This window comes from Paenibacillus sp. NPDC057967 (genome assembly GCF_042887015.1).
In the GTDB taxonomy this organism is placed as follows: domain Bacteria; phylum Bacillota; class Bacilli; order Paenibacillales; family Paenibacillaceae; genus Pristimantibacillus.
In genome coordinates this window covers 88,658-101,331 of record NZ_JBHVQB010000005.1, presented here as the reverse complement: position 1 = coordinate 101,331, position 12,674 = coordinate 88,658, and the positions used below count along the sequence as shown (strand labels likewise).

The 12,674-nt window shown below is 53.1% G+C and carries 12 protein-coding genes; 1 reads left to right on the top strand and 11 read right to left on the bottom strand.

Annotation, left to right across the window (positions count from 1 at the left end; all coding sequences use genetic code 11):
- Positions 1–89: 89 nt before the first annotated feature.
- The 8 genes from ACFVSO_RS14020 to ACFVSO_RS13985 form a co-directional block, all read right to left on the bottom strand.
- A complete protein-coding gene (locus ACFVSO_RS14020; RefSeq protein ID WP_387474490.1) occupies positions 90–278 on the bottom strand; it encodes a hypothetical protein in 189 nt (62 codons plus the stop codon).
- A gap of 261 nt (positions 279–539) precedes the next feature.
- A complete protein-coding gene (locus ACFVSO_RS14015; RefSeq protein WP_387474488.1) occupies positions 540–977 on the bottom strand; it encodes a DUF6157 family protein in 438 nt (145 codons plus the stop codon).
- A gap of 379 nt (positions 978–1,356) precedes the next feature.
- Positions 1,357–1,566: a DNA-directed RNA polymerase subunit omega gene (rpoZ, locus tag ACFVSO_RS14010; RefSeq protein WP_119798088.1), complete on the bottom strand. Its 210-nt coding sequence runs from the start codon at positions 1,564–1,566 to the stop codon at positions 1,357–1,359.
- Positions 1,567–1,582: 16 nt separating this feature from the next.
- On the bottom strand, positions 1,583–2,194 hold the full coding sequence (gene gmk / locus ACFVSO_RS14005) for a guanylate kinase (RefSeq protein ID WP_387474485.1): 612 nt from the start codon (positions 2,192–2,194) through the stop codon (positions 1,583–1,585).
- Positions 2,195–2,213: 19 nt separating this feature from the next.
- Positions 2,214–2,474: an extracellular matrix/biofilm regulator RemA gene (remA, locus tag ACFVSO_RS14000; protein WP_005548256.1), complete on the bottom strand. Its 261-nt coding sequence runs from the start codon at positions 2,472–2,474 to the stop codon at positions 2,214–2,216.
- Between the two features lie 212 nt (positions 2,475–2,686).
- A complete protein-coding gene (locus ACFVSO_RS13995; RefSeq protein ID WP_387475331.1) occupies positions 2,687–4,492 on the bottom strand; it encodes a bifunctional homocysteine S-methyltransferase/methylenetetrahydrofolate reductase in 1,806 nt (601 codons plus the stop codon).
- An 84-nt stretch (positions 4,493–4,576) separates the two neighbouring features.
- Complete coding sequence (dapF, locus tag ACFVSO_RS13990; RefSeq protein WP_387474475.1) at positions 4,577–5,407, bottom strand: diaminopimelate epimerase; 831 nt, start codon at positions 5,405–5,407, stop codon at positions 4,577–4,579.
- Positions 5,408–5,525: 118 nt separating this feature from the next.
- Complete coding sequence (locus ACFVSO_RS13985; protein ID WP_387474473.1) at positions 5,526–8,309, bottom strand: calcium-translocating P-type ATPase, SERCA-type; 2,784 nt, start codon at positions 8,307–8,309, stop codon at positions 5,526–5,528.
- A 154-nt stretch (positions 8,310–8,463) separates the two neighbouring features.
- Between ACFVSO_RS13985 and ACFVSO_RS13980 the strand changes: the two genes are divergently transcribed.
- Positions 8,464–10,218, top strand: a complete 1,755-nt coding sequence (locus ACFVSO_RS13980) for an Rqc2 family fibronectin-binding protein (protein WP_387474471.1) — start codon at positions 8,464–8,466, stop codon at positions 10,216–10,218.
- Between the two features lie 112 nt (positions 10,219–10,330).
- On the opposite strand, the gene ACFVSO_RS13975 is transcribed toward ACFVSO_RS13980, so the two are convergent.
- From ACFVSO_RS13975 to ACFVSO_RS13965, 3 genes are all read right to left on the bottom strand, one after another.
- A complete protein-coding gene (locus ACFVSO_RS13975; protein ID WP_387474469.1) occupies positions 10,331–10,654 on the bottom strand; it encodes a DeoR family transcriptional regulator in 324 nt (107 codons plus the stop codon).
- Positions 10,655–10,819: 165 nt separating this feature from the next.
- Complete coding sequence (locus tag ACFVSO_RS13970; RefSeq protein ID WP_387474468.1) at positions 10,820–11,677, bottom strand: PHP domain-containing protein; 858 nt, start codon at positions 11,675–11,677, stop codon at positions 10,820–10,822.
- The gene (locus ACFVSO_RS13965; protein ID WP_387474466.1) at positions 11,668–12,579 is read right to left on the bottom strand and encodes a selenium metabolism-associated LysR family transcriptional regulator; all 912 of its coding nucleotides are present in this window, start codon (positions 12,577–12,579) and stop codon (positions 11,668–11,670) included. The genes ACFVSO_RS13970 and ACFVSO_RS13965 overlap by 10 nt, the downstream gene beginning before the upstream one ends.
- Positions 12,580–12,674 lie beyond the last annotated feature (95 nt).

Here is a 12,674-nt window from a genome sequence, read left to right as displayed (position 1 = left end):
AGCAACAGCGGAAAAGTTGCATTCTTTCTTTATCATATCATAATGCGAGCCAAAAACTAGACAGCGTATTGGCAGCCGATGATCATTACTTATTGTTGATTTATGAAATGAACAACACCAATCGATATCAGGACGACTACGAATACGATTACAAAGGCCAGGAAGAAATTTTGTACAGAAGAACGTCCCTTGCTCGTATTCTTCAAGGTCTGAACTTGCTTCTCTAGCGCATGAATCTGCTGCTTCAGCTCCTGGATATCGCGTTTCTCCTCAGACATTTGACCGCCGCCCCCTGCCAGAAATAAATTGACCCATCTATACCGATATTTCATAAAGACGTTCGGTCTGAGAGACAAGTTGACTTTTTGATCTTCATTTCACTTAACTCCATTTATGTGAACCCCAGGAAAAGTGTAAACCGGCTTATACCTCTCGTCAGCTGCGCGCCAGGAGGATTAGTCGTTTCTCACAACACTAATCCGTCTATTACACTAGCCTTGATGATTAGAATCTTTACACCGCGATCGCAATTTGTAAACCTACTTCGTTTTTCTGCTGCTTCTTACGGCCGTCTGGAGTTCCATATGTTCGTCGTTCTTAGCCGCATCCAGCAGCTTCTGGTACGCTTCGGACTCCATTCCGTAGATCGCGATCTTTCCTTGATCATTATAATGAACACCCCAGCCGAACTTTTTCGGCAGCTGGGAGGCTCTCATGCAAGGATGGTTCTTCGCCAGCAGCTCATCCCGCAACTGGGATCTCTCGTCCTCAGGCATATCCGGATCAAAGCCCTTGTGCCGGAAGTACACCTCGAACAGCTGCTCCTCGAAAGTAAATCGATAGGGCTGAGCGGCCAATAACTCATACTGAATCACATGCGCCGGCTTGCTCTCCCGCTTCGATACCGGCTCAACTCCCATCTCAACCGGACAGTCCGGCGCCACAGCCACAAACATATTGGTCCAATGTCGAATCATAACGATCAGCTCCTGTCAGAAATCGATTGGTAGACGAAGTTGAACAAATGGATCTTTTGCCTGGTTACACTCGTTTATCTATAATATGTCTTTTGTTCTCATGAACCTCTTTCCGAAGTTCTGTGATTTCCGAGATCAGACTATCGATTTTCCTCGACATAACAGAGTTGTCTATTGCACCACGAATGACCAAACTTAAAATCAGGAAAAATAATGCAACCAAAACCATCACAAATATGCATCCTTCCACGGCTGATCCCCGACTACATATTGTCCTTCTCCTACAGAACTTACGCCATACATAGATGACTATCCAGACAAAAAAAGAGGTGTATCCCTGTCGCCAGTTCACACCTCATGCTTTGATTAATCTGCCGTGCTATTCGTCTTTCGCTCCAAGCGATTCCACTTGAATCACATCGCCGTAAATCTCCTCAAGAGCTACGCCAACATACTTATGCGAACGCGGGTTGACCAGTTCGGACTTCTCCCCGTTGCGCAGCATGCGCGCTCTTCTGGAAGCGGCTACGACAAGCGTGTATTTGCTGTCTACCTTCTTCACCATTTCATCAATGGATGGATACAACATTAGACATTCTCCTCACTCAGGCTTTCTCGATTGTGGTCTTCATTCCCGTTACATAAGGCATGAAGCGTTCCCTGCGGCAATGCTCGGCGATCACAATACTGCGAATCCGATCGCAAGCCGCATCTATCTCATCATTAATAACGGCATAATCATAATGGCTTAGGAGGTTCATTTCCTCAACGGCGACATTCATACGGGTATCGATGATATCCTGCGTCTCCGTACCGCGCCCCGTAATGCGCTGCTTAAGCACATCTAGCGACGGCGGCAGCAGGAATATAAAAATCGCTTCCGGGAAGTTCTTCTTCACCTTGAGCGCTCCCTGCACTTCAATCTCCAGAATGACATCCTTGCCCCCCGCAAGCGTACGGTCGACAAAATCACGGGGAGTCCCGTAATAATTGCCCACATATTCTGCGTGTTCAAGCAGCGCGTCACGCGCGATCATATCCTGGAATTGCTCTCTAGACTTGAAAAAGTAATTAACGCCTTCAACCTCGCCCTGTCTCGGTTGCCTGGTTGTGGCCGATACGGAATAGACAATCTCCGGCATTCTTGCGCGAAGCGCAGTGCATACCGTTCCTTTTCCCACTCCGGCAGGACCGGACAAAACAATCAACAATCCCATTTGTTCCATACTCCCCGTACTATTCGTCGTTATCGTCATCCTTGGTGGATAATCGATGGGCAACCGTCTCCGGTTGAACCGCAGATAAGATCACATGATCGCTGTCCGTAATAATAACCGCGCGAGTCCGGCGGCCGTATGTCGCGTCGATCAGCATATGGCGATCCCGTGCTTCTTGAATGATTCGCTTGATTGGAGCCGATTCCGGGCTCACGATCGAGATAATGCGATTCGCAGATACAATATTCCCGAATCCGATATTAATGAGCTTAATAGCCAAGCCAGGTCCCCCTCCGCCTACGGTCCTTCTATGCGCAATGATAGGTGCCGATTACCAAAAAACGACAGACCATTGCTCTATTGTTGACGAAAAAATGAATGAGCATACGTTCGTCTACTGCCGTCCGCTCCAACTTATGCCTTATTCTAATTGATTTCTTCCCTTGGAACAAGCAAAAGTTAGGTGGCATCCATTTTTTGGATGATTTTGAGCTAGCGTTTTGTTTTTTCCCATACGTATTGAGTGAGTTGTACAGCCATGTCATAGAACATAAATGGTGTAATGAGATAAATGCCGTTGAAGTGCTGCAAAGCGCAATCCAGCAGTTCCTTGCCGATCTGCACGCCTTCAGCTCGGCCTGCCGGACCTTCCAATCCTGCCATGCGGGCGCGAACGTCATCCGACAGCTGAATGCCTGGAACTTCGTTATGCAAATATTCCGCATTCCGTCCGTTCGCAAGCGGCATAATGCCGATAAAAACAGGCACGCTGAGATGTTTGGTCGATTCTGCGATTCTCTCGATCAGTCCCGTATCGTAGACAGGCTGCGTCATAATGTAATCCGCGCCGGAAGCGATTTTCCGCTCAAGTCGCTGAACCGCTTTGTCCAGATGCTTGACGTTCGGATTGAAGGCTGCGCCCACGACAAACTTCGCTTTCTGCTTCAGCGGCTTGCCAGAGAAGGCTACGCCATCATTGAGCTGCTTGATCATCCGGATCATCTCGAAGGATGTCAGATCGTACACTGAGCTGGAATCCGGCAAGTCGCCGAATCTGGCAGGATCGCCTGTAACTGCGAGCACGTGATCGATGCCAAGCGCGTCCAGCCCCATCATATGCGACTGTGTGCCGATCAGATTGCGATCGCGTGCCGCGATATGGACAAGCGGACGAATATCGAGCCGCTCTTGCAGCAGCGCAGCAAGCGCAATGTTGCTCATGCGCGTCACGGCCAGCGAATTGTCCGCCATCGTCACGGCGTCTGCCTTCGCTTCTCTCAGCGCCGCTGCGCCCTCCATAAACTTGCGGATATCGAGATCGCGCGGCGGGTCAAGCTCGACGATCACCGTATGGCGCTCCTTCACCAGATCAACCAAAGTCGGCTCTTGATGGATATCCCCGTAGGAAGCTTGTTCAGCCGGCTTCGGCGCATTCTCGCGGACAAGCTCCGACTGGCGCTTCGCCGCGGCGGCCGCTCCAGGCTGAGGAACATAATTCGCAAGCGAAGCCGCCATGGCAGCCACATGCTCCGGCGTTGTGCCGCAGCAGCCGCCGATAATGCGGGCGCCGCGGTCTGCAAACTTACGGGCGCATTCCGCGAAGTATTCCGGTCCGGCGGAATACGTATATTTGCCGTCTACATAATCCGGGATACCGGCATTCGGGTACACGGAGAACGGCAAAGCAACCGGCGCGTTGATAGAGTCCATCGAACGCATAATGCCGTTAGGACCGCTGCGGCAGTTGAAGCCGACCACATCGGCGCCTAACATCTGCAGCTGGTTGAATGCGTCCGCCAGCGTAATCCCGTCCGCTGTACGTCCGGCGTCTTCTACAGCAAACTGACAAATAATCGGAATATCCGTCAGCTCGCGTGCAATGCGAACCGCAAGCTTCATCTCTTCCAGATCATAGAACGTCTCGAACAACAATCCGTCGACGCCTTCCTCGACAAGTATCTTCATCTGCTTCTCATAAGCGCCCACCACGCGCTTGGTCCTCAGGTTCTTCCGCTTGCCGTCGCGAATCGAGCCTATCGATCCCACGACATAAGCATCCGCACCAACCGCTGAGCGGGCAATTCGTACCCCTGCACGATTAATGGCCTCCATCTCGCCCTCCAGCCCGTGCCTTGACAGCTTCTCCAGGTTGGCCGAGTAGGTGTTCGTCTCGATTAGCCTTGCGCCCGCTTCATAATAATGGCGGTGCACGCTTTCGATGACTTCAGGCTTTAGTACATTAAATTCTTCATAGGAAACGCCGACAGGGAACCCCATCTGATAAAGATAGGTTCCCATGGCTCCGTCGCCGACCAGGATGCGCTCTGCCAGCGCTTCCCGCAGATTCGGTCTTCTCAATTGTTCCGCCCCCATAGCAGCCACCTACAACACTCCGCGGAATACTTCCGCGGCAGGCCCTGTCATATAGACGTGATTATCGCTCTCGTTCCATTCGATCAGCAAGTCTCCACCCTTCAGGGAGATCGTTGCCGTACGATCTGTCGCTCCTGTCAGCACGGATGCGACAAGCGTAGCGCATGCTCCTGTGCCGCATGCAAGCGTCGGTCCTGCGCCGCGCTCCCATACACGCATGTCCGCTTGCGAACGCGAATTGACCGTTACAAATTCAACGTTGATTTTGCGCGGGAACATCGGATGCGTCTCCAGCTTCGGTCCCCACGTCTCCAGATCGAAACCGACTGCGTCATCCACATAGATGACGCAGTGCGGATTGCCCATCGATACAGCCGTGAAAGCAAACTTGCGGCCATCCACTTCAATCGGATGCTCAATAACGCGATCTGCGTCTACGGTAGTCGGCACTTGCAGACCGGCCAGAATCGGCTCGCCCATATCGACGCGCACGGTTTGCACTTTGCCGCCATTGATGGTCAGCTGCACCTTCTGTACGCCCGCACCAAGTGTCTCGACCGTAATCTCTTCCTGATTCGTCAATCCGTTGTCATAGACGTACTTCGCCACGCAGCGGATTGCGTTACCGCATTGCTCCGCTTCGGAACCGTCGGAATTGATAATCCGCATACGGAAGTCTGCGTTCTCCGAAGGAAGAATATAGACCAGTCCGTCTGCGCCGATGCCGAAGAACCTGTTGCAGAGCGATTCTGCCAGCTCCGCGACATTGTCAGGCAGCGCCTTCTCTCCCGCGACAATGATAAAATCATTGCCAAGACCATGCATTTTCGTGAAGTTCATCTATCGATCTCTCCTTATAGCCCCAATGTATGCTAATCTATCATGATTCCTATTAGCATACCGCAAAGGAGAGAGAAACGCTATTCATAATTTGCATCAACATTTGCACTTTTCCACGTTATCTGGCAGCGGTTTGCGGACCTAGCGGCCATTTGGAATTCGTCTTTGTTTTGCCGGATTTGCCTAGCACGCTGCCAATACCCATTACGAAGGTTGGAATTCCCGCGGCTACGAATACAAGGCACCATTCGCGGAGGCCGATCGGCACCGTCTTGAAGATCGGCTGCAGCGCTTCAATATATAGAACGCCGAGCATTAGCAGCAGCGAAGAGAGAACCGCCAGCACCAAATATTTGTTCTGGAACGGATTGCGATGGAAAATCGAGCGTGAGCTGCGGCAATCGAACACATGGATCAGCTGCGCCATGACGAGTGTCGCGAATGCGACGGTCTGGGCTTTCATCAAGCCGTCGGCCGTACCCGCACCCTCTCGCAGCGTAATCCAGAAGGCGCCAAGCGTACAGATGCCGATCAGCACGCCCCGGCTAATAATTTTCCACCCCAGCCTGCGGGCAAAAATATTCTCTTTCGCCGAACGCGGTTTCTGCTGCATCAGATCCTTCTCTGCTTGGTCTACGCCAAGCGCCATCGCCGGAAGGCCGTCCGTAACCAAATTCACCCATAAAATCTGGATGGGTACGAGCGGGAGCGGCAAGCCTGCCATCATGGCAAGGAACATGACCAGTATTTCACCTACATTGGAGGCAAGCAGATAACGAATGAACTTCCTGATATTCTCGTAGATGCCTCTGCCTTCTTCAATCGCCGCTACGATCGTCGAGAAGTTGTCGTCGCTTAGAACAAGCGCGGACGCCTCCTTCGATACATCAGTTCCGGTTATCCCCATGGAGATGCCGATATCGGCAGCCTTGATTGCAGGCGCGTCGTTGACTCCGTCGCCCGTCATCGCCACGACATGCCCTTTGCGCTGAAGCGCTTTGACGATACGCAGCTTATGCTCCGGGGATACGCGCGCATAGACGTACGTATTGTCGACCAGTCGATCAAGCTGCTCATCGTCCATCCCCTCCAGCTGCCTTCCGCTCATTGCGATGCCGCCGCGTGGCATAATGCCGAGCTGGCTGGCGATCGCTTCCGCCGTCAACTGATGATCCCCCGTAATCATGACTGTCTTAATTCCGGCTCTGCGGCAAGTCGCAATCGCATCCTTCACTTCGCGGCGCGGCGGATCGATCATGCCGGACAACCCTACGAAGATCAGATTGTTTTCTGCCTCTTCTTCCGTCTCACACCGCTCCGTGGACCGCAAATCCCGATAAGCGAAGCCAAGCACGCGAAGCGCGGACTGCGCCATTACTTCTCCCGCCTCCGCGCATTTCCGCTTCAACGTGTTGGTGAATGGAACAACCTTGCCATCCCACAGGACATAGGCGCATTGCTCCATCAGCATATCCGGCGCTCCTTTGGTGCACAGGAGTCGTCCGCCTTGATGGGAGAGCAGCACCGACATCCGCTTCCGCTCCGAATCGAACGGAAACTCCTTGACCCGCTGGTAGAGCGCCTCCAGCGACTTGGCCGACGAGCCCAGCTTGGTCGCCAGTACCGCAAGCGCGCCCTCTGTCGGATCGCCTTTCAGCGTCCACTCCGGCTGCGGCTCCTTGCTCTTGCGGCGCTTCTGCTCCGCCGGCTCCGACCTGACAAGCAATGCGTTGTTGCAGAGAGCGCTAATTTGCAAGAGCCGTTTGATGGACTGGTCATTTTTGAGATCAAGCGCTTTGCCGTCTTCATAGATAGCTCCCGTCGGATCATAGCCTTCGCCGCTGACCTCCAGCTTGCGGCCGCCTATCCAGACATGAGTGACCGTCATCTTATTCTGCGTCAGCGTCCCTGTTTTGTCCGAACAGATGACGGAAGCGCAGCCGAGCGTCTCCACCGAAGGAAGCTTGCGAACGATCGCTTTGCGCTTGATCATCCGCTGGACGCCTAGCGCCAGCGCGATCGTCACAATAGCAGGCAAGCCCTCCGGTATAGCCGCCACCGCGAGGCTGACGCCTGCGAGAAACATGCCGTATGCCGGCTGTCCGTGCAGGATGCCTGCCACTACGACCATAACCGTCAAGCCGATCGCTACGACGATAAGCAGCTTGCCGAGCTGTTCCAGCCGGTGTTGCAGCGGCGTCTCCATCGACTCCGTTGCTTGGATCAGACCGGCAATCTTGCCCATCTCCGTCGCCATGCCCGTCCGAACGACGACGCCTCTGGCTGTGCCGCGCGTAACCATCGTGCCCATAAATCCGATATTCCGCTGGTCGCCGAGCGGCAGATCCTCATCCCCAATGACCGCAGCATGCTTCCCGACCGGAACGGATTCTCCTGTTAAAGCCGATTCCTCGATGTAGCAGCTATTGGCTTCGATAAACCGGAGATCGGCAGGCACGCGGTCCCCGCTTTCAAGATAGACGATATCCCCGTTCACCAGATCCTTGGCCGCTACTGTAACCAGCTCGCCGCCCCGAATGACCTTGGCCGAGGGCGCCGACAGCTCCTTGAGCGCCCTAAGCGAGCGCTCTGCCCTGAATTCCTGCAAGAAGCCAAGGACCGCGTTCAACACAATAATGGCCACAATCGTAATGGCGTCCAGGTATTCGCCAAGCAATCCCGATATTAAGGTGGCGCCCATCAGAACGAGCACCATGAAATCTTTGAACTGATTCAGGAAAAGCACAATCGGCGAGATTCGCTCTCCTTCCGACAGCTCATTGTGTCCGTGCTTTTCGAGCCTCTCCGCAGCTGCAGATGGCTTAAGACCGCCATCTTGCGAGCTGCCGAGCGCTTCAAGAAGCTCGCTTGTCCCCATCTGATGCCATTTCAACTGTTCCATCCATGATTCCCTCCCGTTGGTTGCCGTTCCAGCGGACAGCCCATACTTACGCTAAATGTATTCGGACAGCCTATAAAATATCCCAGAGAGGCTTAAGTTTTTGTCCCGAATATGGCATGATAGAGTCATACTGTAAAAGAGAGGTACACTAATTATGGCATTAGACGGCATGGTCGTCGGAGCGGTCGCCGCAGAACTGCAGCGCTGCGTCGGCGCGCGTATTCATAAAATTCATCAGCCCACCGAGCATGACCTCGTATTGTCCGTGCGCGGAGGCGGACTGAATTCGAAGCTTCTGTTGTCTGCGAATCCTACTTATCCTAGAACACACTTCACTTCGGCAACATACGTCAACCCGCTGGAAGCACCCATGTTCTGCATGCTCATGCGCAAGCATTGCGAAGGCGGCGTTATTGAATCTGTTCGGCAAATCGGGCGAGAGCGCATCATCCATATCGATATCCGGCAGCGGGACGAGCTGGGTGATCTGAATTTCAAAACGATTGTCATTGAAATCATGGGCCGGCACAGCAACATCATCCTGATCGACACGGCCACCGGCGCCATCCATGACGGCATTCACCACGTCACGCCTGCCATCAGCTCCTTCCGGATCGTCATGCCGGGCGTAGCCTATGCCTCGCCGCCGGATCAAGGCAAAATCGATCCGCTAGCCGTCGCAGATGAGGATCAATTCCGAGCATTGCTGACCCAGTCTGTTGAGGAAGCACCCATCCCGCTCCACCAGTCGCTAGTCGGCGCCTTCAGCGGACTCAGCCCGCTTCTGGCAAAGGAAATCGTCAACCGAGCCAAAACCCAAAGCTCGGAAGAGGCAGCCGCGATTCCTCCGTTATGGAGCAGCTTCTCCGCATTAATGGACGCCTTCCGCGAGAACCGATATGAGCCTGTTATCGTCACCGATACAACGAGCGGCAAAGCTAGCTTCTCCGTGACGCAGCTTACCCATATCCATGGGACAAGCGTCTCCTTCGGCTCCGTCAGCGAATGTCTGGAGGCCTTCTACGGTGATAAGGCCGAACGGGATACCGTGAAGCAGCGTGCAGCGGATCTGATCCGCTTCGTTCAGAACGAGAAGAGCAAAAATACGTCCAAAATCAAAAAGCTGGAAGATGCGCTGGAAGAAGCGAAAGACGCCGAAAAGTACAGAGTGCTTGGCGAGCTTCTGACCGCCTATATGCATCAGTTCAATCGAGGCGAGGAGTCGATCGAGCTGGTCAACTTCTATGACGAGGATCAGGCGACGGTCAAGATTGCGCTGGACCCGCAGCTGACGCCGTCGGAGAACGCCCAGCGCTACTTCCGGCGATATACGAAATACCGCAACAGCTTGACGGTCGTCGCACAGCAGATGAAATTGGCGGAAGCTGAGATTACTTACTTCGAGACGCTGATTCAGCAGCTCAACGACGCGGCGCTGTCCGATATTGAAGAAATTCGGGAGGAGCTTGTCCAGCAAGGCTACCTTCGCGAACGCAAGACGCGGGGACCGAAGCGGAAGAAGGCGCAGCATCCGTCGCTGCTTTGCTATACTTCCTCGGAGAACGTCCCGATCTACGTCGGGAAAAACAATATGCAAAACGAATATTTGACCAACCGGCTAGCTTCTCCTACGGATACATGGCTGCATACGAAGGATATACCGGGCTCCCATGTCGTCATCCGGGGAGGAGACTTCGGGGATGCTACGCTGGAGGAAGCGGCGATGCTTGCCGCTCATTACAGCCAAGCCAAGGATTCAAGCATGGTTCCGGTCGACTATACCTTCATCCGGCATGTTCGGAAGCCAAGCGGAGCGAAGCCAGGCTTTGTTATTTATGACCATCAGAAGACGCTGTTCATCACACCTGACACCAATCGTCTCAAAGCGCTGCCATCCGTAGTGAAATAAAAGGTTCACCCCATAATAAACACCCCCTGAATGATCATGGATCGGCTGACAAGCCCAATCATGAAATTCCAGGGGGTGTATGATTTATGGTGACCTCAAAATTCCGCCACTCTTAATAGATAGCGTACACTTTTACCAGGAAAGAAGTCTGTGCACCGCTTGGATTGGCAATGTAAAGCGATCTTGCCGAGATGACCTTCGATGTATTCCCGCTAATGACATCATCCAATTCAGTGGGGTCCGTACCTGCTGATACATCCCGTTTCACATCGAAAGTGATGTCATACTGGTCTACTCCTCCACCTTCCACTTCCCATCTCAATCGCTTGGTTCCAGGTGGAAGAACCTCCGTACTGAAATTTCCGCTGGAACGATGCTTTTGTCCGCTTAACGGCGCTTTCTCCGATCTGATGCTTGTTACCAATTCCTGTGGCATGAATTTCCCTCCAATATTTATATAAATTTGTCACATTAACATCCATACTCATATATGGAATCATGTAGAACAAATTCTATAAATTGGAAACGTATTCATGACGATAAAGGGGTTGAAGGCAAGTTTCCCATGCAGATTATCCAGAGAACGATAGGGATGGATGAATCAATTGGAAGAGCTCATGCTCGCCGCCATACGTCGAAGCTGCTCCGCAACGACAAGCTCTACCCCGCTGCTCCCGAGCGGCCCATGATAGCTCTCGCCTTCCCGTTCACCGTGAAAGTCTGAGCCTCCCGTGATGATTAACTCATGATTCGCCGCGAATGTCTGGTATCGCTCCGCGTCCTCCGCACTATGATCAGAGTGGAACGCTTCTATGCCGTGGGCGCCTTCTGCTGCCCAGCGGCCTAGCAGCTCGTCCCGTCCGTACAGTCCCGGATGGGCAATCACGCTAACGCCTCCCGCCTCGCGAATCCAGCTCAGCGCCTCGGTCGTCGTGACACTCTGCACTTGTACATAAGCTGCCGCTCCCGAGCCCAGATAACGCGCGAACGCTTCCTTCATATCGGCGACGACACCCATCCGGATTAACGCCTCCGCAATATGCGGACGACCGATGCTCCCCTTCTTGCCTTTAGCTGCTTCGCGAACATCCTCTATGGAGATGTCAATACCAAGCTCTTGCAGCTTATGGAGCATCTCGTCATTGCGCCGGTCGCGGGCGCTTCCGATCCAAGCAAGCCTGTTCTGCCAGACGGGATCCGCGTTATCGGTATAATAAGCCAGCACATGGATGTCTGTATGGTCAGTGACCGTACTAATCTCCACTCCCGGTATGACCATCATGCCGATTCTATCACCCTCCGCTATTGCCTCTTCTACGCCGGCAACCGTGTCATGATCCGTAATCGCGATAGCGGACAATCCCGCAAGCTTCGCTCTTCTGACGACTTCCGCGGGCGCATACATGCCGTCCGACGCCGTGGTGTGGGCATGCAGGTCTGCTCTGCCTGTTACAGCCATTGCTGAAGATCCCTCTCTCTCAGGAAAGTCAAGAAGGTGACAGCTGAGATCGGAAGCAAAGCAGATTTTAGATAGATGGAATAAAAATGCCTCAAGAACTTGGTATCCGACACCTTGACGACCTTAATCAGCCCTAAGGCAACCTCATGCTTCACCGAAGACGCCGACAGAAAGGAGATGCCGAGCCCCGCTTCCACCGCGGATTTCACTGCCCCCGTACTGCCAAGCTCCATCACGATCTTCATGGAAGCCGGGTCGATTTTCTTCTTCTTTAGCTGCTCTTCCATCACGAGTCGGGTGCCTGAACCTTGCTCGCGCAGGACAAAAGCATATTGCATCGCCTCAGCAAGCGTGACGGACTTGTTCTCGGCCAATGGATGGCCGCTTGGAACAACAAGCATCAGCTCGTCGCTCATGACCGCTTCCATATGCATATCGGGATGATTGACGGGCGCTTCGATCAGCCCGAAGTTCAATTGATGGTTCAAAATATCTTCCATAATCTGTGCGGTATTCATCACTTTCATGCTTATGGAGATATGGGGATATTCCTGGCCGAAAGGCCCCAGCAGACGAGGCAGCACATATTCGCCGATCGTCAGACTAGAGCCGAGCTGCAAACGTCCCTTCAATTGCTTGGTAAAAGTGGACATCGCTTGATCCGTGTCCCGAATCAGATCAATGCTGTTTTTCGCGTAAGGCAAAAGCGCCCTCCCGGCTTCCGTCAGATCGATCCTCTTCGTAGAGCGAAGCAGCAGCTTTGTGCCAAAATAATCCTCAAGCGACTGTACCTGCATCGTAACCGCAGGCTGGGTCATATGAAGGGCTTGCGCTGCGGCAGAGAAGCTTCCGCGCTCTGCAACGGTATAAAATATATGCAATTGATGAAAGTTAAGCGCCATATGCAATCCGTCCTTTCTTTGGCCTTATTATATACTAGTGTCCCTGAAAGAAGCGACATGATTATGGGAAAATGAAGAAACGCGAACCCTGTGGA